The 25,543-nt window shown below is 35.9% G+C and carries 22 protein-coding genes; 5 read left to right on the top strand and 17 right to left on the bottom strand.

Going from position 1 to position 25,543, the window contains the following annotated elements:
* Positions 1-10: 10 nt before the first annotated feature.
* The 7 genes from GQR60_RS18210 to GQR60_RS18240 all read right to left on the bottom strand — a co-directional run bounded on the left by GQR60_RS18210 (position 11) and on the right by GQR60_RS18240 (position 8,533).
* Positions 11-970 (bottom strand): glycosyltransferase, encoded by a 960-nt coding sequence (locus GQR60_RS18210; protein ID WP_124994310.1) that lies wholly within the window; start codon positions 968-970, stop codon positions 11-13.
* 8 nt (positions 971-978) lie between these two features.
* Positions 979-1,155, bottom strand: coding sequence for a hypothetical protein (locus GQR60_RS20005; protein WP_191991650.1), 177 nt, complete (start codon positions 1,153-1,155; stop codon positions 979-981).
* Positions 1,156-1,442: 287 nt separating this feature from the next.
* On the bottom strand, positions 1,443-3,278 hold the full coding sequence (locus GQR60_RS18220) for a CDP-glycerol glycerophosphotransferase family protein (protein WP_124994311.1): 1,836 nt from the start codon (positions 3,276-3,278) through the stop codon (positions 1,443-1,445).
* A gap of 20 nt (positions 3,279-3,298) precedes the next feature.
* Positions 3,299-4,783 carry a capsule assembly Wzi family protein gene (locus tag GQR60_RS18225; protein ID WP_124994312.1) on the bottom strand — a complete coding sequence of 495 codons (1,485 nt, stop codon included), beginning with the start codon at positions 4,781-4,783 and terminating at the stop codon, positions 3,299-3,301.
* On the bottom strand, positions 4,773-5,312 hold the full coding sequence (locus GQR60_RS18230; RefSeq protein ID WP_124994313.1) for an NUDIX hydrolase: 540 nt from the start codon (positions 5,310-5,312) through the stop codon (positions 4,773-4,775). The genes GQR60_RS18225 and GQR60_RS18230 overlap by 11 nt, the downstream gene beginning before the upstream one ends.
* Positions 5,313-5,695: 383 nt before the next feature.
* Complete coding sequence (gene ggt, locus GQR60_RS18235; RefSeq protein ID WP_124994314.1) at positions 5,696-7,393, bottom strand: gamma-glutamyltransferase; 1,698 nt, start codon at positions 7,391-7,393, stop codon at positions 5,696-5,698.
* Positions 7,394-7,501: 108 nt separating this feature from the next.
* On the bottom strand, positions 7,502-8,533 hold the full coding sequence (locus GQR60_RS18240; protein WP_124994315.1) for a carbohydrate-binding family 9-like protein: 1,032 nt from the start codon (positions 8,531-8,533) through the stop codon (positions 7,502-7,504).
* 219 nt (positions 8,534-8,752) lie between these two features.
* Here GQR60_RS18240 and GQR60_RS18245 point away from each other — a divergent pair, with 219 nt between their 5' ends.
* Positions 8,753-9,271 (top strand): nitroreductase family protein, encoded by a 519-nt coding sequence (locus GQR60_RS18245; protein ID WP_124994316.1) that lies wholly within the window; start codon positions 8,753-8,755, stop codon positions 9,269-9,271.
* 131 nt (positions 9,272-9,402) lie between these two features.
* On the opposite strand, the gene hisIE is transcribed toward GQR60_RS18245, so the two are convergent.
* From hisIE to hisG, 8 genes are all read right to left on the bottom strand, one after another.
* On the bottom strand, positions 9,403-10,023 hold the full coding sequence (gene hisIE, locus GQR60_RS18250; protein ID WP_124994317.1) for a bifunctional phosphoribosyl-AMP cyclohydrolase/phosphoribosyl-ATP diphosphatase HisIE: 621 nt from the start codon (positions 10,021-10,023) through the stop codon (positions 9,403-9,405).
* A gap of 20 nt (positions 10,024-10,043) precedes the next feature.
* Entirely contained in the window at positions 10,044-10,799 is a 756-nt protein-coding gene (hisF, locus tag GQR60_RS18255) for an imidazole glycerol phosphate synthase subunit HisF (protein WP_124994318.1), read from the bottom strand.
* A 2-nt stretch (positions 10,800-10,801) separates the two neighbouring features.
* On the bottom strand, positions 10,802-11,533 hold the full coding sequence (gene hisA, locus GQR60_RS18260) for a 1-(5-phosphoribosyl)-5-[(5-phosphoribosylamino)methylideneamino]imidazole-4-carboxamide isomerase (protein ID WP_191991651.1): 732 nt from the start codon (positions 11,531-11,533) through the stop codon (positions 10,802-10,804).
* A gap of 90 nt (positions 11,534-11,623) precedes the next feature.
* Positions 11,624-12,214, bottom strand: coding sequence for an imidazole glycerol phosphate synthase subunit HisH (hisH, locus tag GQR60_RS18265; protein WP_124994319.1), 591 nt, complete (start codon positions 12,212-12,214; stop codon positions 11,624-11,626).
* Positions 12,215-12,290: 76 nt separating this feature from the next.
* Entirely contained in the window at positions 12,291-13,445 is a 1,155-nt protein-coding gene (hisB, locus tag GQR60_RS18270; RefSeq protein ID WP_124994320.1) for a bifunctional histidinol-phosphatase/imidazoleglycerol-phosphate dehydratase HisB, read from the bottom strand.
* Complete coding sequence (gene hisC, locus GQR60_RS18275; RefSeq protein ID WP_124994360.1) at positions 13,442-14,506, bottom strand: histidinol-phosphate transaminase; 1,065 nt, start codon at positions 14,504-14,506, stop codon at positions 13,442-13,444. The genes hisB and hisC overlap by 4 nt, the downstream gene beginning before the upstream one ends.
* Positions 14,506-15,798, bottom strand: coding sequence for a histidinol dehydrogenase (hisD, locus tag GQR60_RS18280; RefSeq protein WP_124994321.1), 1,293 nt, complete (start codon positions 15,796-15,798; stop codon positions 14,506-14,508). The genes hisC and hisD overlap by 1 nt, the downstream gene beginning before the upstream one ends.
* Positions 15,799-15,815: 17 nt before the next feature.
* Positions 15,816-16,676: an ATP phosphoribosyltransferase gene (gene hisG, locus GQR60_RS18285; RefSeq protein WP_124994322.1), complete on the bottom strand. Its 861-nt coding sequence runs from the start codon at positions 16,674-16,676 to the stop codon at positions 15,816-15,818.
* Between the two features lie 816 nt (positions 16,677-17,492).
* On the opposite strand from hisG, the gene GQR60_RS18290 reads away from it, so the two are divergent.
* From GQR60_RS18290 to GQR60_RS18305, 4 genes are all read left to right on the top strand, one after another.
* Positions 17,493-17,840, top strand: a complete 348-nt coding sequence (locus GQR60_RS18290) for a P-II family nitrogen regulator (RefSeq protein ID WP_101308369.1) — start codon at positions 17,493-17,495, stop codon at positions 17,838-17,840.
* A gap of 35 nt (positions 17,841-17,875) precedes the next feature.
* The gene (locus GQR60_RS18295; RefSeq protein WP_124994323.1) at positions 17,876-19,117 is read left to right on the top strand and encodes an ammonium transporter; all 1,242 of its coding nucleotides are present in this window, start codon (positions 17,876-17,878) and stop codon (positions 19,115-19,117) included.
* Positions 19,118-19,288: 171 nt separating this feature from the next.
* Positions 19,289-19,870, top strand: a complete 582-nt coding sequence (locus tag GQR60_RS18300; protein WP_124994324.1) for a DUF3332 domain-containing protein — start codon at positions 19,289-19,291, stop codon at positions 19,868-19,870.
* A 164-nt stretch (positions 19,871-20,034) separates the two neighbouring features.
* Positions 20,035-22,695 carry an ABC transporter substrate-binding protein gene (locus tag GQR60_RS18305; RefSeq protein WP_124994325.1) on the top strand — a complete coding sequence of 887 codons (2,661 nt, stop codon included), beginning with the start codon at positions 20,035-20,037 and terminating at the stop codon, positions 22,693-22,695.
* A gap of 204 nt (positions 22,696-22,899) precedes the next feature.
* Here the strand turns inward: GQR60_RS18305 and GQR60_RS18310 are convergent, their stop codons facing one another.
* Both GQR60_RS18310 and GQR60_RS18315 read right to left on the bottom strand, forming a co-directional pair.
* Complete coding sequence (locus GQR60_RS18310) at positions 22,900-24,345, bottom strand: glycosyltransferase family 2 protein (protein ID WP_124994326.1); 1,446 nt, start codon at positions 24,343-24,345, stop codon at positions 22,900-22,902.
* On the bottom strand, positions 24,342-25,535 hold the full coding sequence (locus GQR60_RS18315) for a HEAT repeat domain-containing protein (RefSeq protein ID WP_124994327.1): 1,194 nt from the start codon (positions 25,533-25,535) through the stop codon (positions 24,342-24,344). Before GQR60_RS18315 ends, GQR60_RS18310 begins: the two co-directional genes overlap by 4 nt.
* Positions 25,536-25,543: the final 8 nt, after the last annotated feature.

Consider the following 25,543-nt stretch of genomic DNA (forward strand, 5'->3'; position numbering starts at 1 on the left):
ATCTATTTATTTAATCATCCATTGAGTAATGCCTTATATCAACACTCTCTTGATGTATTGGTATACTCATGTTTATAGTATGACCATTCAATACTTTATCGTACATTTTCAGATAACCATCACACATTAGCTTAACAGAAAAACTATCGCAAACATATTCATGACAATATTTTGCATTATATTCTTCATAATTTCTCGCTGCATCAATTAATTTCGAATATGAATTTGATGTTACCCCAACCTCTGAAGGTATTAATTCTGGTAATGAACCATAAGTACTACCAAATACAGGTGCTCCAAAATATAAACTTTCTACAATTGCTAAACCAAATGGTTCATGCCAAATTACAGGAAATAGAAGTGCTTTTGACTGATTAATTACCCTGCTTTTTTTCTCTCCTCCAATAAATCCTTTATAACGTACCGTTTTAGAAAGAGGTAAGCCTCTCCCTCCAATTACTGCTAATTTTTCATTTAAGGCCTTTGCAATCTTTACACAACCCTTTAAGTTTTTCTTACTACGGCTCGCTTTCCCTAAAAACAAGAAATGATCCCTTTTCATTTTCCATTTTACAGAACCATATTCATCAAAGTCTAATCCATTATATACAAATGCAGAACTTCCATGCCTCTCTGCATGATTTTTAGATATAAATACAGTATTGAGATCGTACTCTTGGCTAGGCTTGCTATTTCCATGTAAAGTCGAAATATAGGGTATAGACAACTCTTCCTCAATAGGAAAATGAACATGAACCATATCAATGCCTTCAGGTATTTGCTCTCCTATCATCTTATCAGGATCATAAGTATATACTTTGGCAAAATGACAAGTGGAACCTGACTTTGCTAAAAAGCTTATCTTATGTCCTCTTTTATTTAGTTCTTCTCCTAGCCACCAAACAATACGCTCTGTACCTCCATAAAGTAAGGCTGGAATTTTTTGATCACAAACCAATAATATATTCATGTTATATTTTAGATTTTTTTTTCAAGTAATAAGGCTGCTTCAATAGTATCGTTCATATCGTAATATTTATAGTCAGCTAAACGCCCACCAAAAATATACTTTTCGTATGAAGCTTTCGCCAATTTCTGATATTCTTTCAGTAATTTATTATTCCTATCATCATTAAATAGGATAGTAAGGCTCATTATCCCTACCAAATTCATGCAGATATTCTTTTGTTACAACAGTTTTATTCTGAGACCCAAACTCAAAATTAAAACTTCTATATTCCAGCTTACCTAGTTAACAATCAAGAAATTCATCAATTTTACCAGTATATAATATTTTCTCTCCCAGAACACCAAGTTCTTCTTTGTTCTCAACAAAGTTAATATCAGATCTAACCTCAACACCTTCCAGTACGTCTTCAATTAATTATATTCTCCAATGAGGATTCCTTGATAAATATTTTCATCTACAATGATCAGGTCTTTCAATAAAAAAGTCCTTTAAACTTTGCTTTAATAGCATTCTTCCGCTTAATTTTTGTCTTGTGACTTTCATCAAATTCAATTAAGAGTCTTACTGCTTCATCTTCATTCATACCATTTATTCTTGCATATTCCCGAGCAACAATTTCCAATTCATCTTCGTTTGCCCAAATCTGAGAAAAGTTTTGAAGACCTTTTTGATAGCCCATTTCTTCAAATCTCATTCTGTTAATATCGACAATACTAAATTTATATTTAGAATCAGCCAATCGGTTTATTAATATATTCCCTCTTGAATAATCCAGATGATGAACACCATTCTTATGTAATTTCTCATAAGTAAAGACTGCAAATTGTCTAAGAATATTTTCTTTATCTGGAAATTCAAATCCAATTAAATCACGAATTGTAAAATCGTATTTTTGGTGAATACTCACATAAAAACTGCGGTTAAATAATCCATTTTTCAACACTTCTACACAAGCAACCGGCTCTGGAGTACTGGTTCCCTTTTTAATCAATTTCATTGCATACAAATAGGAATGTTTGGCTTTTGAACCTCTCAGCCATGCATAGGCAATTTTATTAATTAAATGTGGAATTTTAAAAGATTTTACATTAACCAAGAGCCCTCCACAATTAAAAGTTTTGATTGTATTTCGCCCTTCATAAATACAAGTCCCCTGTTTTTCAAAAATATATGGCAAATCCTTAACAAAATCTGACAGAAACGAATAATCATTATTTACTTTGCAACGTATTTTTAGTTCCGAAATCTTCCGTCCCTCTTTTTTGTCAAGTTCAGGCAATAACTCAATAATTTTATTTGCCACACGTTCTCCCGCCCGTCCATCTAATGTTTCAAACATTCGTTTATTTGCTACCTCCTGATCAATTTTCTTTTGGTTTATATTTTGGTAGGCATATTCTAACATTTCATCCAATTCGCTAACTTTCTCAATCTGAAAACTAATCGATTTAATAATTTCCCGGACTTCAGGAACAGTTCTTTTTACAGACGGGACTTTAAAAGAAACTATTGGTTTGTATAAAGCACTCATTTCTGATAATATTGAACTTGTATCTCCAACACAAATATCCGAAATCATGATATACGGCGTAATATCCTGCGACTCAATATAAATGACTTCCGGAGTATTCTTGATCACACTTTTATATTTTTTTGAAGTCCAAACGTGAAGAGTAACCAAAACATTGTATTCATTAGTGAAATTGGATAATTTATTGTACCATTCGTGAACTGCTGACATTTGCGAGCCATCCCAAGTAGCTGAAAACAAAACAGTCTTTTTATTAGGATCAATATTTAATTCCTCCTTCAACTTACCAAGAACCTCTTCAGAGTAAGTACCATTAAAAGCATCATCCATTTTTGGGAAACCTAAGCCAACCCCAGATGTAATTCCAATCAATCGGGCTTCCTCCACCTCTTTTGAACTGGTAAAATGAAATTGATTAAACATATTGTGTCCATTTACATTGGCAAAAGGTTTAAAATGATATGCTCCATGCGCAATCCCAATTCTAATAATTTTTGATTCCGGAAATAAATAACATGCCTGACGGCACATTATCACTGCCTTGGGAAATACGGGCATCACCCTTGCTTTTATTCCTTTTTCAAGCAATTTCTTTTGTAGGCTGCGATTCTTTGCAACGATAGTAATTGGTTTCAGATGTCTTTGTACGTTCTTAAAAATCTCTAAATCCAATTCATTGGCACAATAGAATACAATTTCTGTTCTTCGCTTTAGTAAATTAAGAAAATTCCAGACTATTTTATAAGGGAATTTTACAACATAATATGTCAAAACCATTCTCTGGTATCATTTAATAGTTAATATCTTTTTCCGGTCAAAATCCCTTTTTTAACCAACTTTATTTGAAAACCAATATTATTGTCTAAATATTTACCGCGATCAATGGCAATACTTGCTAATACTTCAAATGGTACTGCTTTCCATCTTGGAAAAATTACCTCCATTAAATAAGATTGCTGAGCAAGACCATCAGGATAGGTATAACTTTTTGAATAGTTTTCTTCCTGATTCCCCTGCCCATCATTTACAAGCAATGCCCGTCCATAGTTCTCTGAAAAAGTAAGCAGGGTTTTGTACTTCAATTTCCCTATAAAACCTGTAATTCCTAAATGATGAGCCACAATAGCATTATTTGTAATGCCATTCACCTCACCATTTGCAAGAGATGGTGTAAACAAAGGCAAACCAATAATTCGTTGATGATTTGTCCAACCTGATTGAAAAATACCATTAGAGAAGTACCCATCAAACCCAATTACCGGTTCAATTGGATGATTTGGACGAATGCTGTAGCCCCCTTGGTCTTTGGTATAATAATACTCATAAATAAAGGATGAAATCAATTTTGATTCTTTGAATTTAAGAAAGAAACTCATATTCCAATCCTTCACCTTATTGATATGCTTAAAATCACCTGACTTATCCTCGTACATATTTTTAAAACTCAACACCGATTCTATTTTCGAAGTCGAATATGAAAACTCAAACATATTTTGTCCGATATGATTTCCTGATTTGTTGTAACTCTCGTTTATTGATTGATTCCCGTTTTCGTCAACTAACACTTTACCTCCTCTTACGAAAACAGCATCTGCAAACGCATCAAAACCTCCTAAACTACCCCATTTAGGAGAGGTTCCTCCCCATTGAGCATAGTGATCCAACCCAATCGTAAATGACAATCCTTCCTTTTTACCAATTCTTAAAAACGCATTCTTGTGATGGACATTAGTTTTGTCAACATATCTATCATCCAGCATAATTCCATTAGAAAAACTACCCTTCACCCACAACAAATTATTCGTAAATGGAACAGAGATAAAATCTTTTAACTGAAATTTTAATTCCGGATACATTCTGGCATTACCTGAATAAAGCAAATCATTATTAGTTACAGACAAACCATCAAATTGGACATCCCGATGTTGCATTCCTAAATCAACACTTACTCCATTCCATATTGCTGAAGCGTACAGTTCATCAATAAAAACCTCCGATTCTCCACCTTGACTTCCTATAATTGATGTCCCATAATTAAATTTCAGTCCTTGTTTATTTACATGTGAATCACTGTAAATTCGCAAATTTACAACACCACTATTTTCATTTGGTATAATACCATACTTATTACTAACCAACCAAAAAGGCATGGTGCCCTTATCGGAAAACTGGCTCATCACTTGAGCTTCATAAGTTATCTCTCTTTTTTGACTATAAGAGGAAACAACACCAAGTAACAATATGGAAAGAACAAAAACGTTTTTAAAATATTTAAATATCATGCTTGTATTTTTTTACAAAAGATTTAACAATTTCCTTCATTGAAACAGATCCTATTTCCTGATAAGGAATAGATTCTGTCTCATAAAACTTAAATCCAGAAATATCATCATTTGCATCAATTTCTTTAAAAGATTTTATTTTGCAAATATAGGCCAAATCTAAGGTAAATACAGATAATCCACCAAAAACATATTCGTTTGGATAAGACATAAAATAGGACAATTCTGCAACTTCTAAATTCAACTCTTCTTTAATTTCACGACAGAGTGCCTGTTCTGCTGTTTCCATTACATCCACAAAGCCTCCTGGTAAATCGAGCATCCCTTTCTGGGGCTCAACAGCTCGTTTGGCAAGTAACAACTCTCCTTTTTCGTTAACTATTAAAGCAGCGACTGCAGCAGAGGCATTTACATACAAATGAAAATGGCAGTTCTCACACAAAAATGAATTATCACTTTTGTAAAGAAACTCTGCTCCACCACATTTGGGACAATATTTAATTACTTTTTGAGGGAATGTTGGACTCATCTTCTACTTTTTTTTATGAACAGCAAATCTACTGGAATGAAATTTGTTTCACAATAATCAAACGACATTTTTAACTGAATATTGGTATTGCATTTATTTGGATTGACAAAAAATAAGCCTGTGATTCCTATCTAGCTGTTTGATATTTTGAAAAAGTTATTACTTTTAAAACGAAGCAAATTATTAATGGGACGAGCCAAACTCGTTTCTATCCTGACACTTTTTGAGGTTTATCTTTTTCATGTTTCATTAAGTCGCTATTACTGATTAAGAAAAGATATTCAGGCCTCCCATTTTTTTTGCTGTTTAAACAGGAATAAATTTCTAACCCAATTACCATAAGTTCAAAAAAGGCAAATTTCAAATGAAATTTGCCTTTTTTACTAATAACCAGACGCCCGGCTGTCCTTATGTCTTTTAGTATCTGCAACACCAATGTATTCTCCCGAGTCCGAAACAAAAATATCGGCCATCGTTCCAATTTTCGATTGAGGTTTCACTATATGTTTCAGATCTTTAAGTTTATCTACAACTTCCTTCGATGGAAAATCCGTTTCTACATATATTTCATCGGGTAACCATTGCGAATGAATGCGAGGCGCATCAACAACCTGCTGTGGGTTCATCTTAAAATCGATTTTATTAATGATATTTTGAAAGACTGAGGTTATTATTGTAGATCCTCCGGGAGAACCCAACACCATAAACAGCTTCCCATCCTTCTCAATAATTGTTGGTGTCATACTGCTCAGCATTCGTTTCCCGGGCTGAATTGAATTGGCTTCACCGCCAACCAATCCGAACTGATTTGGAAAACCGGGTTTGCTGCTAAAGTCATCCATTTCATTGTTTAGAAAAAAACCGCCTCCTTCAACCATCACTTTACTACCGTAATTCCCATTTAGCGTAGTGGTTACAGCAATTGCATTACCTTCCGAATCGGCGATTGAAAAATGAGTGGTTTCAAAACTCTCTATCAGCTCAACACTTCCTGCTTTTATATCCTGCGAATTTGTTTTCTTATTCATTTCAATACCAGCAAATCGATTCTCTAAATACTCATCGTCAACTAATCGATTAACAGGAACTTCGTAATAATCGGGATCGCCAAGCCATGCAGCTCGATCAGCATACACTCTTCGCTCTAATTCGACCATTAAATGAATGTGCTCAAAAGATCCAAAACTATACTTATTCATTTTATACATCCCGGCTCCTTTAAGCAACTGAACCAATGCCACACCTCCACTTGATGGCGGAGGCATTGAAATGATTTTATGTCCCCGATATTCACCTAACAATGGCTTTCTCCAGATAGATTGATAATCCTGTAAATCTTTAGCTGTAATAATACCGCCATGTTTTTCCATCTCTGAAACAATCAATCCTGCAGTTTCCCCTTCATAAAATCCATTGCGCCCACTTGCTTTTATTCGTGATAATGTTCTTGACAATGCAATATTTCTCAAGGTATCTCCCTCTCTAAAAAGACCTTCCCTTAAATAAGGAACTAAACTCTTCCCTTTGTTTTGATTTTGTATTTGATCGTGGTAATCATTTAATTTATTTGCTTCCAACAAACTTAAAGCAACACCATTCTCAGCCAGTTTAATTGCTGGTTCTAACAATGCCTTCCAATCCATTTTCCCATACTTCTGATGCAACTTTACCATTCCATCTACGGTACCCGGAACTCCAACAGCCAAATCCCCATTTTTACTCAAATCAGAATTAACTCTTCCATCCTCATCACAATACATCTGTTCATATGCAGCTTTTGGTGCTGTTTCCCGAAAATCAAGAGAATTATAATCTCCGCCAGAAGTTCTGATAACGGCAAAACCTCCTCCGGCAATATTTCCGGCTCGTGAGTAGACAACTGCCAACGCAAATTGTACGGCAACAGCCGCATCAAAAGCATTTCCACCTTTTTGTAATATATCCTTCCCAACTTCAGAAGCCAAATAATGAGCTGTTACCACGACCCCGTTTTTATAGGATTTTGATTCAAGAGGAACATTACATGAAAAACCCAAAAGAATAAAGGCTAAAAGGATTGAAGTTAATTTTGTTTTGCTCATGTTAAATTTGCTAAATGATTCAGAATTCTAAAGATAAATAGGATTTATTCAGTACCATACACTTAATACAAAAAAAAAGGTGCCCTTTTCGGACACCCTCAAATTTTCTTATTCACTCCATATCTTACTTTCGTGATCGATATACCAAGTTTTCCCCGTTTTTCCTTTGGCATAAATTATAAATTGCTTTTTCGTTACTTCCACCTGAATTGCGAAAGGTGATTTCAGTTCTTTTTGATAAGATCCTTTCTCGCTGCAATACTGCTTCTGCTGCTTATACAATTTAATCAGTTCCCTTTTTAAAGGATAATCTTCATCCATTTTAAACACAACACTTCCCTCGCCTGCCTTTGTTGTTGAAAACTGTACATATCCCCATGTTTCAGGCTGATGCATTGCAATAACTCCTTGTGGAGACCATACCCAATTGTGTTCCGGGAAAGTTTTTCCAGTTTCTGGATCAATACATTTTAAGTACGTTCCTTTATCTGCTTTCACATCCCAATTTACCCGAGAAAAATTGACCCGCCATTGTTCTCCGTTTTTCGGCTTTCGTTGTTCAGGAGCACACTCCTTCAATACTTCCCAAGGGAAAGCAATTTCCAATGTCCACTTCTCATCCTTGTCCGAAGAATCATTTATTGTTCCGTAAATGGCTGTTGCCGATTTTAATCCTTTTATATCCCATGCATTAATTGCAGGAGCACCATCACGATATGGTTTTGCCAACATCAAATCCCAAATGGTATTTAAAGCATTCATTTCAAACTCATAATACCTATGATTATCCCCCTGAGGATCAATAAACACCTCGAAATCATTATCGTAAAATATTACTGTATCGCGTTGTTTTAACTTTGCCCAAACATGTGGTTCTTCCAATTCTGCAGCCACATAAAAATAATCCTCATCCCATGCCATTTTAACATGAGTTTTATAGGTAGGCAAAGGTTTTTTATCTCCTTCTATATCCACAAAATATTCTGACCAATCTACATCTCCCCACTCCGAATCACTTAAAACTCCATCTATATTTATTGGATTAGAAGTTTTATAGCACATATATGATCTCGCCTGATCCTGAGCCTTTCCCAAAGCAATAACAGTTAGCATCAAAACGATTAGCAATGTTGTTCTCATATCAAGCAGTGTATTTATTTTTATTTAAAATTAAGTAATAAAATAAGTGTTTAACTAATTTCAAATCTAAGGATAATTTTCAGCATTAAAATCCGGACTTTGCAACATTTACGGGAGTTTAAAATGGAATTCCGCTACATCATCAGTACTAATCTGGTTTAGCAGGATGAAAAAAAAACATTTATTCCTACTTTTGGAACGAAGCTAAAAATCAAACTCATGTTAGAATTATTTTACAAACGACGAAGCATTCGAAAATTTACCGACAAACCTATCGAAGCAGCAAAACTTGAGCGCATTATGCAAGCTGCCTTATTGGCTCCTTCATCAAAAAGTTCATATCCATGTGAATTTGTAATTGTTGACCAAAAGGAAATCAATGAAAAACTTTCAGTTTGCAAACCACTTGGAGCTGGATTCCTAAAAAATGCAGCTTGTTCTATTGTAGTAGCAGGCGATGCTGATAAAAGTGATGTTTGGATAGAAGATTGTGCTATTGCAGCCACTTTTATTCAGTTACAAGCGGAAAAGGAGGGATTGGGAACCTGTTGGATTCAGATACGAGAAAGAGAATACAAGGATGAGCAATCAGCAGAATCCTATATTCATGAGATTTTAAATATGCCTGCCAACATAAAAATACTGGCAATTATTGCTATCGGCTATAAAGATGGCGAGAAAGCAGGTCGCGATGAAACTTTTCTCAAAAAAGAAAAAATTCATATGAACACATTTTAAAATACGACTAAGAAGGTGTCCAAAAAGGAATATTTTGTAATGGATTGTCATGTTAACCGATTCATTGGGATCAGAATGACAATAGAACAAAATTTTTTAGACACCCTCTTTTCTTTCTTTCAAATAAATTTTTATTTGCTGTGGCGTTCTACCAAAAGGCTAACGACTTCTTCCAACTTGTAATCTTTAGCTGCAAGGAGCACCAGGTAATGAAACATCAAATCAGCAGCTTCACCCATAAATAAATCTTTATTGTCATCTTTGGCTTCAATCACCAGCTCAACAGCCTCTTCTCCTACCTTTTGGGCAATCTTATTAATTCCTTTATTAAAAAGACTTGCGGTATAAGATTTCTCAGACAAATTCTTCTTTCTTTCGGTAATTACCTGCTGCAGCTGCAGTAAAAAATCAATGGAAGACGCTTTGTTCTCTTCCTGCCAGCAAGTATCTGTTCCTTTGTGACAAACCGGTCCAACAGGATCCACTTTAATCAGCAAAGTATCATTATCACAATCTAAACTTAAATCTTTCAATTCAAGAAAATTACCACTTTCTTCTCCTTTGGTCCAAAGTCTTTTTTTACTTCTGCTATAGAAAGTCACTTTTCCAGTCTCGATTGTTTTTTCGTACGATTCCTTATTCATGTATCCCAGCATCAACACCTTTTGTGTTTTAACATCTTGAATAATTGCAGGCACAAGTCCTTCTCCTTTTTCGAAATCAATTTGGTTTGTCAGATCTTTAAAATTCATCTTTTATAATTGTGGTTCGTTTATATTCTTACTGGTATATTCTTACTTTTTAGATATGTTTTCAAATTGGGAATTTCTATTTCCTTAAAATGAAAAACACTGGCTGCCAAAGCGGCATCAGCCTTCCCTTCGGTAAATGTATCTGCAAAATGTTCCATATTTCCAGCTCCGCCCGAAGCTATAATTGGAATATTTATCATCTCGGATAGTTTCGCCAAAGTTTCATTCGCAAATCCATTCTTGGTTCCATCGTGATTCATTGACGTAAACAAGATTTCTCCTGCACCCAATCTCTCTGCTTCCAGAATCCAATCGAACAAATCAATTCCGGCAGCTAATCTTCCGCCATTTAAATAGACTTCCCATTTGCCGTCGGCAAAGCGGGCATCTACGGCAACAACAACACACTGACTGCCGAATCGGGAAGCCAAATCTGATATTAACTTTGGATTTCGGACAGCCGAAGAATTTATGGACACCTTATCGGCTCCGGCATTCAACAGAATGCCAACATCCTCCGGTGTAGAAATTCCTCCACCAACAGTGAAAGGTATATTTAGTTCTTTTGCTACTTTCTGCACCAAATCAACAAGTGTTTTCCTCTTTTCATGAGTGGCTGTAATGTCTAAAAAGACCAATTCGTCCGCTCCTTGCTCTGCATAATACGCAGCCAATTCAACAGCATCACCGGCGTCTCGTAAATCGACAAAATTAACTCCTTTAACCGTTCTTCCGTCTTTTACATCCAAACAGGGTATTATTCGTTTCGACAGCATATTTACAGGATAAATTCGTTAACCAATTCGTTCATATCAATTCTCTTTTCGTAAATCGCTTTGCCGATAATCACGCCCCAACAGCCAATCTCATTCAAAATGCGAATATCTTCGATGTTACCAACTCCTCCGCTTGCAACCAGTTCTAAATTGGGAAATTCTTTCATTACCGATTGATACAACTCAACAGCTGGTCCCTGCAGCATCCCATCTTTCGAAATATCGGTACAGATTACAGTTTTCACTCCTTTTTTCTGATAATTCTCCAAAAATTTGAAAAGATGATAATCAGAATCTTCTTTCCATCCGGAAATTGAAACCATTTCGTTTCGAACATCGGCTCCCAAAATCATTTTTTCAGATCCGTATTTACTCATCCATTTTTCGAACATCTCAGGATTCGAAACGGCAATACTGCCACCTGTAACCTGATTCGCTCCGCACTGAAAAGCCAATTCGATATCTTCATCAGATTTCACTCCTCCACCAAAATCGATTTTCAAATTGGTTCCGGAAGCCACTCTCCGCAACACTTCCGAATTGCAAATATGTCCTGATTTAGCACCTTCCAAATCAACCAAATGCAGACGGGTAATTCCTAATTCTTCAAAGCCTTTTGCTACCTGTAACGGATCTTCACTATATACTTTTTCGGTATCATAATCTCCTTTTGTTAGTCGAACACATCTCCCTTTTATGGTATCGATGGCTGGTATTATTTTTATTTTAGTCATTTTTTTTAGATATAAGACATGAGATGTGAGATTTGATATACGAGATTAGCGCACATCCTCCTATTTTCTCACAATAAATTCCAATTCCTTTTACAGATTGATAAAATTTTCGAGTATCCTAACTCCTACTTCTCCCGATTTTTCAGGATGAAACTGACAGGCATAGAAATTATCTTTCTGAAGTGAAGCACTGAAATTCAATATATAGTTACAAGATGCAACAGTCTCCGAAGAACTTGGCACATAGTAAGAATGTACAAAATAAGCATACTCTTTTTCCTGCACACCATCAAACAAACTTCCTTTCAGCTCATCCAACTCATTCCATCCCATATGCGGCACTTTACGTTCATTGGTAAAGCGTTTTACCTGCAGAGGGAAAATACCCAATCCTTTTGTATCACTTTCTTCGGAGCTTTCGCACATCAGCTGCATTCCCAAACAAATACCTAACACAGGTTGTGTCAATTGAGGAATCAATTGATCCAAGCCATTCTTCCGAAGCGAATTCATGGCCCAGGCGGCTTCACCAACTCCGGGAAATATCACTTTATCTGCACTGCGAATCACTTCTTCATCATTTGAAACAACAGGAGTAATTCCCAATCGCTCAAAAGCATATTTTACCGATTGAATATTTCCTGCATCATAATCGATGATAACAATTTTCTGATCTTTCATTTTATTTAGACTAAGATGAGAGTCCCGAATTCCCGGGATTAGATAAATCACTTCCCTTACACATTTATTTAAACTTTTAAAGCTTCCCCTTCGTAGATGGCAATTGCAAACAATTTGCGTCTCTTCTAATCGCCATGCGGATGGCTCTGCCCAAAGCTTTAAAAATGCCTTCTATTTTATGATGCTCATTTTGTCCTTCGGCCTTGATATTCAGATTGCATAAAGCTCCATCGGAGAATGACTTAAAAAAGTGAAAAAACATTTCAGTTGGCATTCCTCCTATCATTTCGCGATTGAATTCAGCTTCCCAAACCAACCAGTTTCTACCTCCAAAATCAATAGCAACCTGCGCCAAACAGTCATCCATCGGCAAACAAAAACCATAACGATCCAATCCCAATTTATTGCCAAGAGCTAACTTAAATGCTTCTCCCAAAGCAATTGCAGTATCTTCTATGGTGTGGTGTTCATCAACTTCCAAATCTCCTTTTACGGTAACGCTCAAATTAACTCCGGAGTGTTTGGCAATCTGATCGAGCATGTGATCAAAAAATCCGATTCCTGTATTAAACGAGCCTTTTCCTTCACCATCCAGATCCAAAACAATTTTAATCTTTGTTTCGTTCGTATTCCTTTCAACCGTTGCGGTTCGTTCACTTAAGCGCAAAAACTCATATATTTTCTCCCACGATTCTGTGCGCAATTCAATACAAGCTTCCAGTTCCTGTTTCGATTCCGACAACTCATCATCACCAATATTTCCACTTGATGAAATAAAAATTGCTTTTGCATTCAAATTCTTAGCCAATTCAACATCAGTCCAACGATCACCAATCACAAACGAATTTTCCAAATCATACTCTTCCGAAAAATACTTTGTCAACAAAGCGGTACCGGGTTTTCTTGTTGGTGCATTTTCATGAGGAAAAGTTTTATCAATGCATACATCTGCGAATTCAATTCCTTCACTGGAAAATGCCTGCATCATTTTATTCTGAGCCGGCCAAAAGGTATCCTCAGGATATGAACCGGTTCCCAAACCATCCTGATTGGTAACCATCACCAGTTCAAAATCAAGTTGCTTTACAATTTTCGCCAGTCCATTAAAAACACCAGGATAATACTCTAATTTCTCCAGACTATCCACCTGATAATCAACAGGAGGCTCCAGAATCAATGTTCCATCTCTATCAATAAACAGAACTTTCTTTTTTGCAGTTGTATCCTTCATGATTTCAATTCAAATTTTGTTAATGTATTTTTCAAAATCGCATTTTCCTCACTTGTACCAATACTAATGCGAACACAGTTTCCCAGACTTTGAATTTTTGACCGGTCCCGAATAATGATTTCATCGGTAAGCAAATAATCATATAAGCCTCTTGCATCATTCACACGAATCAAAATAAAATTAGCATCAGTAGGATATACTTTCTCAATAAAAGGCAAACCATTCAAAAATGTGATCAAACCTTCTCTTTCTGTGATGATATTCTTCACTTGCTCGTCATACAAATCAACAGTTTCCAATAATTCAAGAGCTTTGGTCTGAGTCAGACAATTCACGTTATAAGGCGGCTTTATTCTATTCAAGACATTGATGATTTCCTTGGAAGCCAAACCAATACCCAAACGAATTCCTGCCATTCCCCATGCTTTTGACAATGTTTGCAGTATCACTAAATTAGGATAACTCTCCAACCTGTCCGACAGACTTTTACCCGGAGAAAAATCGATATACGCTTCATCAACAATTACAAGCCCTGGAAAACTCTCAAGCAATTCAACAACCTTACTCTCATCCAACAAATTAGCTGTTGGATTATTCGGCGAACATAGAAATAACATTTTCGAATTCTGATCGGCAACTGAAAGAACAGCATTTACTTCCGGCTGAAAATCCTTATCAAGCGGCACTTCACGATTCTCAATCGCATTGATTCCTGCTGCAACTTCATACATCCCATAGGTTGGCGTACAAATAATTACATTATCGATATTCGGCTCACAAAATGCTCTAAACAAAAGATCAATAACCTCATCACTGCCATTTCCAAGAATCATATTTTCAGGATTCACAGCTTTCAACTCTCCCAAACGTGATTTTAATGTTCTTTGCATAGGATCCGGATAGCGATTTACTCCATTTTCATACGGATTTTCGTTGGCATCCAAAAAGACAGATCCCTTTCCTGAAAATTCATCTCTTGCAGAAGAATACGGCACCAGTCTTTTCACATTCTCCCGAACCAATTTATTCAAGTCTATGCTTGATTTTATTTTTGCTCCCATCATGAATTTAATTTTATCTTATTCAAACGAACCGTTACTGCATTACTGTGAGCATCCAATTGTTCGGCTTTCGCCATGATTTCAATTACAGGCCCCAGATTCAGCAAGCCCTTCTCACTTATTTTTTGGAAACTGATACTCTTCATAAAAGAGTCAAGACTCACACCGGAATACGCCTTTGCGGCTCCGTTTGTTGGTAAGGTGTGATTGGTTCCAGATGCATAATCGCCTGCACTTTCCGGAGTATAATTTCCTAAAAAAACAGATCCGGCATTTTTGATTCCATCAATCAACAAATCTTCATCTTTTACTGATACAATAAGATGTTCCGGCGCATACGAATTGCTTAATTCAAGAGCTTCTTCCTTTGATTTCACCAAAACAATTTTCGAGTTCTCCAATGCTTTGGCAGCAACATCTCTTCTCGAAAGAGCCTGCAATTGTTTTTCGAGTTCTTGTTCAACTCCTTCTATCAGCTGCTCAGCCCAAGTCACTAATACCACCTGACTATCAGCACCATGCTCTGCCTGAGACAATAAATCTGCGGCAACAAATTCCGATTCTGCTGTTTCATCAGCCAAAATCATTACCTCCGAAGGTCCCGCCGGCATATCAATTGCCACTCCTATTCTATTTGCCCGCTGTTTGGCAGCAGTCACATACTGATTTCCCGGTCCGAATATTTTATGAACTTTTGGTATCGATTCGGTTCCATATGCCATTCCTCCAATTGCCTGAATGCCGCCAACCTGAAAAACCCGATCGATTCCAACCAACTTGCAGGCATATAGAATGGCCGGATTAATTTTTCCATTCTTACCGGGAGGTGTACAAAGAACAACCTCACCACAACCAGCCAATTTTGCCGGAATGCCTAACATTAACACCGTTGAAAACAAAGGAGCGCTTCCACCCGGCACATACAAACCAACCTCTTCGATTGCTGTTGATTTCCTCCAGCAACGAACTCCTTCACTTGTCTCAATCACCTCAGAATCCTGAAATTGAGCCTCATGAAATGTCCGGATATTCTTTGCTGCAATTACCAAAGCTTGTTTTAATTCACCATCGAGCATACTCTCCGATGCATCGATATCAGCTCGGTTAACTTCCGTTTTATTAATATTTACACCATCATACTGAAGGGTATATTTAAACAACGCTTTATCGCCATCCCGTTTTATTTCTGCAAAAACCAGATTTACGGCATCCTCTAACTCATCCACATTAAAGATAGGACGGGTTAATACACTATTCCAAGATTCTTTCGCCGGGTACTTTATTACTTGCATTTTCGTAGGAATTAAACTTACAACACCATTTTTTGAATTGGAATAATCAATATTCCTTCTGCGCCATTCAATTTTAACTGATCAATGACTCCCCAAAAATCATTCTCGTTTATAACAGAGTGAATAGAACTCCATCCTTCCTGTGCCAAAGGCAATACAGTCGGGCTTTTCATTCCAGGCAGCACCTTAATGATATCCTCCACTTTATCATTAGGAGCATTCAGCAAAATATATTTGTTGTTTTTTGCGGCTAGTACCGATCTCATCCGAAACAGTAATCGTTCCAATATTGCACTCTTCAGATTGCTGATATTTTTATTCGCAACCAAACAGGCCTCCGAAACCAAAACCTCTTCCACCTCAACCAATCCATTCTTGAACAATGTACTGCCGGAACTCACCAAATCGCAGATTCCATCGGCTAAACCAATATTAGGCGCAATTTCAACAGAACCGGAAATTACGTGAATTTCACAATCTAAATTATTGGCATCTAAAAACTGCTGCAAGGAATTTGGATAGGAAGTGGCTATTTTTTTTCCGTTAAAATATTCCAATCCGGTATACTCCACATCTTTCGGTAAAGCCATTGCCAACCGGCATTTCGAAAATCCCAGTTTCTGCAGAACCTCAAGTTCCTTTTGTTTTTCGATAATTACATTCTCTCCTACGATAGCAATATCCGCAACCCCATCCTGAACATACTGAGGAATATCAGAATTTCTTAGGTATAAAACTTCGAGCGGAAAGTTGGAGGCATTTGCTTTTAACTGATCTTTTCCATTATCGATGGAAATACCACACTCTTTCAAAATCCGCAATGAATCTTCCTGCAGTCTTCCTGATTTCTGTACTGCAATTGTTAATTTTTCTCCCATGGTTAAAATTTTTGGTGCCTTACGGTATCTGTTTCAGGCATAAAAAAACGCCCGACTGTTACCAGCGGGCGTTTAAATGTTAGTTAAAATATCTTTAGAAATACTGCATAACATCCTCAGCTCACCGGTTGGTAAGTATAATGATGATGATGATGAATTGCAGTAAATTTCATTTTTTCTTTTTTGATATGCCACAAAGATTAGTAAAATATTTTAAGCATCCAAATTCAGACTCAAAGAATTACAATAATATAAACTTAAATTAACAACACCTGATTTAGGCTGCATGTAATAAATTACATGACATTTTACGATGCAAAACCAAACCTTATATGGGGGTCATCTCAAAAAAAAACAATTTTTCTTCCTTATACCCCTTATCGTAATCGTTATAAATGCTAAAAACATCATTTTTTATAAATTACCCCCTGTTTTTCTGTTGTAGTTTTGATTTTTTTAATACTTTTACAAAATCAAACTATTAAATATAGGGGTTACATTAAAAAAAACCACATTTTACAAACCAACACCCCCACATTACGAATAGTCTGATTGAAATAAACCATTTTTACTAACTATTATAGAAAACCTAAATTTTTACCACATGCAAAAACATTATTTAGCTCTTCGAAACAAAGCCACATTGCATTCCGAAGATAAAAAAGAGCAATCCCTTTCTTCAAATTTTCGACAACGGTCGAATTTACGCTTGGTCTAAACCCGAAACCCGAGATTCCTTAATCCGGGGAATCTCGGTGTTTCAATTAGCCAAAAATGAAAGAGTATGATTTGAGAAACTATTAAAACAATTAGCTCATGAAAAAGATCGAAGCAATTATTCGCAAAACAAAATTTGAAGAAGTAAAAAAAGGCCTGCACAATATCGGAATTGATTACTTGTCATTCTGGGATGTAAGAGGTGTTGGAAAATCAGTAGAAGAGAGAGTTTATCGAGGTGTAATCTATGACACCAGCAGCATTGAAAGAACATTAATTTCTTTCATTGTGCGGGATAAATATGTTGATAACTGTATTGTAAGCATTCGTGAAAATGCTTTCACAGGAGAAATTGGAGACGGTAGAATTTTCGTTTACAATGTTGAGGATGCTTACCGAATTCGAACAGGAGATTCGGGTGATCGTTCCTTATACGACGAAGAGTAATCAACAAACATTTTTCACTATTTAAATTACCTATCATGGAAGAAACACTTACTTTAAATACTTTACAAGCAGCCGTTACCGAAACGGGACACTCAATTGATATTGTTTGGGTTTTAATAGCAACAGCACTTGTTATGTTTATGCAACCAGGATTTGCCATGGCTGAAGCTGGTTTTACAAGATCAAAAAACACAGCCAATATCCTAATGAAAAATCTTGTTGATTTTGCTGTTGGATCCATTGCATTTTTCCTAATTGGATACGCCCTGATGTTTGGAACAGATATAGGAGGATTGATTGGAAAACTGCCTTTTATGGAAGATGTCAGACCAGATATTGACCTGTCATTTTTAATGTTCCAAACCGTTTTTGCGGCAACAGCAGCTACCATTGTATCCGGCGCCGTAGCTGAACGAACCGAATTTAAAGCCTATATACTTTTTAGTATTGTAACTACAGCTATTGTTTACCCAATATCAGGACACTGGATTTGGGGTGGTGGATGGCTAAGCGAACTTGGCTTTCACGATTTTGCCGGATCAACTGTTGTTCACTCCGTTGGAGCATGGATGGGACTTGTAGGAGCAGCTATAATTGGCCCCAGAATAGGAAAATATAATGGTAAAGTCAATGCAATTCCCGGTCACAACCTTACCTTTGCAGCACTTGGTGTATTTATTCTTTGGTTTGGGTGGTTCGGTTTTAATGCGGGCTCTCAATTAGCTGCTAACGGAACAGCAAATACTGTAGCAATATCTCATATATTCCTGACAACCAACCTATCTGCAGCTGCAGGTACATTAGCCGCACTGCTAATTAGCTGGATTCGCTATAAACGTCCTACTCTTTCATTGAGTCTGAACGGCTCATTAGCCGGCTTGGTAGCAATTACTGCCGGTTGTGATATTGTATCACCTGAATCTGCTATTATTATTGGTTTAATTGCTGGTACAGCACTTGTATTTGGCGTTGAATTTATTGACAAAGTTTTACGGATTGACGATCCGGTAGGCGCTGTAACCGTACACGGAATTAATGGTGCCCTGGGAACAATATTAGTAGGATTTTTCGCCAAAGAAGGCGGTGTATTCTACGGAGGTGGTTTCGGTTTACTGGGAGTTCAGGTTTTAGGTGTTGTTGCTGTTGCAGCATGGGCCCTGGGAACAGCATATATTATTTTTAAAGTACTAAAAGTAACTGTTGGACTAAGAGTATCTGCCCGTATCGAAGAAGAAGGTCTTGACATCTACGAACATGGAGAAAAAGCATATCACTAACACTTTCTCATAAACTTGTTTCTCATAAATGGTAAGGTACAATATTTGTTCCTTGCCATTTTTTTTTGCTTAGCCATGTTTTATTGCTAGATACTTTGTAATTTCATGTGAAATTCTGCGTTAGATTAGAATGAATAATCACAAGTTTTTAACCAAATAAAATTAAATCAAATGAAGAAAGTAAATGTATTTTTATTAGCCTGTTTTTTTCTAGTGCTAAGCATTGGACAATCCGGTTGTTACGGACCATTCCGCCTAACAAAAAATTTGCACGAATGGAATGGCACTGTAGGTGACAAATTCATTAACGCACTGGTATTTTTTGCTTTTATTGTAATTCCTGTTTACGAAGTTGCTGTTTTTGTTGACGGCGTTGTACTAAATACCATTGAATTTTGGACCGGAGATAATCCTGTTACAATGGGCGAAAATGATAAAGATATTCAAATTGTAAAAAAAGACGGTAATAAATACCGTATCACAGCCACGCAAAATAAATTTCATATAGAACAACTTCAAGGTGACAACAAAGGTGATACAGCAGAATTAATCTTCAATCCTGAGAATAACTCATGGAGTTTAAAAGATGGCAATAAAGAACTTCAGAAACTTGTTGATTTAAATGTTGAAGCGAATCTGATTCACATCTACAAACCTGATGGTCAGACTGTAACTTTTGATCAGAATACAAATAATATGGCATCTATTGAAGCCCAACTAAAAACAGAATCAGTAAACTGGGCTCGAAAATAAACGATAAACCCAGCCAAAACGAATGAAACCCCAATTGTTGTGTCTGACTTTTGGGGTTTCCTTCAATTACATTGGCCTCAACACTAAAATTATATAGTCTAAAAATTTTTTCCTTGAACTGATAGATGTAACTTTATTTGGTAATGATTCAACTTTAGGACAATATGAACGCAAAAGTAACTGAACATATCAAAAGTGCTTTTTCAAGGTATTTTTTTATCTTTCTTTTACTTTTATCACATTTATACTCTTTTAGTTTACCTCTCAGTAAATCTCCCGAAAACAAAAAAATCACCCTACAACTTAAATACTTTCATCAATTTCAATTTGCGGGCTATTATGCCGCTCTTCACAAAGGATTTTATGAAGATGCAGGATTAACAGTTGAATTAATTGAAGGGGGTACAATAAACTCAATAAGTAAGGTATTAAACGGTGAGGCTGATTACGGCATCGCTGCTAATGATTTACTAATAGAACGACTTAACAACAAACCAATAGTTTTATTAGCCTCCATATTCCAAAGCTCTCCTTCCATATTTATCTGCCTGAAAGAATCAAACATTCATACGGCGCATGATCTTATCAACAAAAGAATAATGTTGTTGGATGAATACAGAGACCCGGAACTAATGGCCATTTTTTATAAGGAAGGGATTCAAATAAATAACATCAACCGGATTAGCACAACCTACAATATTAATGATTTGATTGATGGAAAAACTGATGCATTAAATGCGTACTCTACCAACGAGGCCTTTTATCTGGAGGAAAAAAACATTCCATACACTATAATATCACCCAAAACCTACGGTATCGATTTTTATGGTGACTGCCTGTTCACAAGCGAAAAAGAAATCAAAAATCACCCAAAAAGAGTTAAGGCATTTCTAGAGGCAAGCAAAAAAGGCTGGGAATACGCGCTAAAGAATCAAGATGAAATTATCGATTTAATTCTTGAAAAATATTCAGTAAATAAAACCCGGGAGCATTTAGAATTTGAAGCAAATGAAATTCAAAAGCTAATTCTGAATGAGTATGTTGAGATTGGTCATATCAACCCCGGCAGATGGGAAAACATTGCCGAAACATGCTCTAAGATGGGAATGATCTCAAAAAACTACGACTTAAACGGTTTTATATACCAACAAGAAACATACAACACTCCTGCATGGCTAAAATGGGTACTGGGAATTGCCATATCACTTAGTGCTATCGTAATTGCCATATCTTATTATCTGTATTTCTTTAACAAACAATTGCAAAAAGCCGTTTCGAAACAAACATCAAACCTACGCCAAAAAAACATCGAATTGCAAAATGAAATATCAGAAAGAATAAAAACTGTAGCTGCACTAAAGCAATCTGAAAAGAGATTTCGAGAGATGATTGAAAATCTGCCCTCAGGAGCTATTTTAGTAGAAGAAGATGAAAGTTTGTTCTCCAATAAAAAAGCATTTGAAATTACCGGTTATACCAATTCCGAACTGCCAGATATCAACTCATGGTTTTCAACCCTTTATCCAAAGAACAGGGGAGAAAACATTCAATTGTATTTGGAAAATAAAATCAACAACTTTAAGAATGCATCGATCTCAAGCATAACATGTAAAAATGGTGATCGCAGGCATATTGAATTTCATGCCTACAAGTTTGACAACAAGGAAATTTGGCTGATAAATGATATAACAGAAAGATTAAAAACTGAAAATGATTTAATCTCCAGCGAAAATAAACTCAGAACTTATATTGAAGAATCTCCAAACGGTTTGGTTATTTTCAATTCAAACACAAAGGTGAATTTTGCTAATCAGGCGTTTAAAGACCTTATGGAAATTTCTGAATCCAAATTAGATGATATTTGTATTACTGATTTTTTTGCTCCCACACATCTTCAACAAAATAAAAAACTCTTCAATCAGCTTTTAAACAAAGGAAAAACTCAAGGCGAAATATTCATTCAAACAACATCCGGCAAAAACATTCCGGTATACATCAGTGCTGTTCAATTAATCAATCAGGAATTTTTAGCTTTTATTGTCGATATTTCAGCAATAAAAGAAGCAGAGAACAAATTAACCCTGGCATTAAAACATGCAGAAGAAAGCGACCGTTTAAAATCTGCATTCCTAGCCAATATGAGTCATGAAATAAGAACTCCTATGAATGGGATTTTGGGATTTAGTCAACTACTGCTAAAAGAGGATCTAAGTCAGGAAAAAAAAGAAAGATACATTGATATACTAACACAAAACGGGAAACAGCTTTTAGTGATTATCGACAACATTATTGATATTTCTTATCTGGAAGTAAACCAACTTAAAATAAATTCTTCTGCTTTTTCGATTCAACAATTATTCGATAATCTGCAGCTTTTTTTTTCTGTTGATAAAAACAGATACAAAAAAGATCATTTGGAAATTCGTTTCAACAATACAGTCTCCGTTGAACATGATCAAATAAGTTCTGACTATGAAAAAATCAATCAGATACTCATCAACTTAATAAACAATGCTTTAAAATTTACCGAAAAGGGAACAATAGCCATATCATCAAGAATTGAAAAATCCTTGCTTTACATCACTGTTGAAGACAGCGGGATTGGCATCCCCAAGGAAAAACAGGATATAATTTTTGAACGTTTCGGTCAGGTAGAAAACACCTACACCCGTCAATTTGGTGGTGCCGGCCTCGGCCTACCTATTTCGAAAGGCTTAATCGAACTTTTAGGTGGTGAAATATTTTTCGAATCCAATGTCGGAATTGGCTCAAAATTCGAATTTTACATCCCTATCAACAAAAAAAAGAAGATGACAAAAAATTAGCCTTGGAAGTAGAAAACACAAACTAATACCAAATTAACATCAAAACATGCCTTATAAAATGTTTCTTTTCAGCTATATCTTCGTTAAAAAAGATGCATCGTAACATGGCTGTGCTTTACTTTTTTGCCTCGATACAGCTAAAAATTAATTCATTTTAATTAAAGTCTGTTTTGAAATTAAATTGGTATAATTTAGGACTTGAATCTATTCTTTTTTAATTTTTCCCTTTTGGTGAAGAAATCCTTTTCGCTCCATTTTACCCCAACTTCTGTTTCCCATTAAATATTCTATATTTCCTTTAACTGCGAAAAATAAACTTATTGGATGAAGAATAAATGGCTCTAACAAGGCCGCAATCCACAAGCGGAAAACGTCCATTTTTCGTTCGTAACGATGAAAAGTTAATTCCTCGTACAAAATTGCCCACGTAGAAAAAAACACCGCAAAAGTATATACAAACAAAGACGTAACCAGTATAAAGCTCACACTTAAATTATCTGTAAAAAACAACACAATCATATAGATTATACCCACCACTTCTACCAGAGGTGCCAACCACTCAAATAAAAACCAGAAAGGATAACCTAACAAACCCATTGCACCATATTGTGGTGAAAGAAATATTTTTGAATGATCAGTGAGTGTTTCAATCGTACCACGGGTCCACCTACTCCTCTGTCTGCCAAACACCTTCAAACTTACAGGAGCTTCTGTCCAGCACAAAGGATCAGGAACATATTCGATCTTATACTTCTCGCGATTCTCGGACATGTATCTTCGAATTCGAACAACCAATTCCATATCCTCACCAATCGAATGTGCATAACCACCACTTTGAACCACCACTTCCCTGTCGAACATTCCCATTGCACCTGAAATAATAATCAGTCCATCGAGCTGAGCCCAAGCCATTCTGCCCATTAGAAATGAACGTGTATATTCCAAAACCTGCATTCTGGCTAAAATATTCCGAGGAACTTTCACATTGGTTATTCGTCCGTTTTCAACCAAACACGAGTTGGCTATCCGCACAACGCCCCCGGCAGCAATTACCCTTCTGTCGGTTCTTTCCAGGAATGGCTTAACTAATTTCAAAACGGCATCCGGCTCCAAAATAGAATCAGCATCAATCGCCATAAATAAAGCTTTATCTGATACATTAATTCCTGCATTCAAGGCATCTGCTTTCCCTCCGTTTTCTTTGTCGATAACCACTAAATTGGAATAGGTAGAAAGAATCGATTTGTACACTCCTCTCACCTCTTTAGTTGGAATCTCCATATTAACTGCAAAATCAACCTTCTCTAATTTAAATGCAGTTTGCAAATCCTCAAATGTCGAATCCGTACTCCCATCATTAATAACGATAACATCAAAATTATTATAATGAATCGTATAAATAGACTCAACATTATCTACAATAGTTTTGGACTCATTAAATGCCGGCACAAGCACCGAAACAGAAGGAACCAAAGGAGAATCAAGAATTACATTGTAATCTACAAAGCTATTCTTCTTCAAATAATAATTCAAAGCAACTCCGGAAATAATACTCAGTGTAGTATAACTAAAGATCAAAAGAAATGCATAGGAGATAAAAATCCCATCCAAAAAATAACTTATAAATCTTATAAACTCATCGTAATTCATATTCTTGGATCTAAAACATGACTGATTATCCTCTTCAATTCTTCATCCCCGTTTTCGGAAAGTGATTGCAGCTTCACAATACCGGGCACACCAACAAGTGCCAGAGACTTACAGCATTCCATTCTAATCTTAAACTCTTCATTGTTGATATTTTCAATAAGGAAATTCATCTCACTCTCCAAACGCAACTGACCAATCGATCTTATGATATTAATCTGATTAGGAAGCTCCTCCAATAAAAAAAGCTTTTTCAATTTAACAACAGCCTCCTCACTCTCCAAATCAACCAGAGTTTTAATAGCCTTTCCTTTCACCAAATCATTGTCATGATATAGTAACTCCATCACTTTTGGAGCTGCTTCCCTTTGTTTTAAAATGCGTATCATGTCCAAACAAAACATTACCACAGAGTCATTCCAGTGATCAAGCCACAAATGAAATTCTGGTATTTCAATTCTCTTTTTGCGAATTAAATCGAAAACATTAATCTGCTCCCAAACGGTGAATGGTTTTTCCTGAGAATCCAGAAAAGCAAAGGGTACAAAAGGCAGCAACTTAATTAATCCCATCTGAGATTCAATTCGAAGAATTTCATTTGGTCTTTTAAGAAACTCCATAATGTTTTTGTTCTCACTCTTCACTCTCATGTGACTGAGTTCACGAATCCCTCTAATTTTATGGTGCCATCCCTTACTAAGCTTTCTTACAGAATCCTCATTTAATTTCATATCCAGATACAACTTTCTAATTTCACTGCTTACCAGCTTACTCTCTGCCGTATCAATTGAAATTAAAACCGCTGTCAATATCTTTCTATGAAATTTAGACTTGACATTTTTTAAATCTGACAATTCTTTCTCCGACAAATCATCGATCAAAAACCGAACAATGATTTTAGAATACTTTCGATGCAGCAATTCTGTTTTCCTCTTTAGATAAGAAAGGTATAATTTAGAAAAAAGAATTGATGGAAGAAGAAAAACCAATACAACAAAGAAAACAATGATCATGTAAATGATCAATCCATTCAGTGCATTGTATGGCAGCCGTTCAAATGCATAATTTACAATTGACTGAGTTTTCTCTATAAATGTCTTTAAAAAATCAACAAACACGAGTAATACCCCCTGAACATGACCAGCATATTCTAACAGCTCAATTAAAATTATATATATAAACTTTATCTGCATCCTACTTC

Origin of the sequence: Labilibaculum euxinicum (assembly GCF_009795715.1) — a bacterium.
In the GTDB taxonomy this organism is placed as follows: Bacteria; Bacteroidota; Bacteroidia; order Bacteroidales; family Marinifilaceae; genus Labilibaculum; species Labilibaculum euxinus.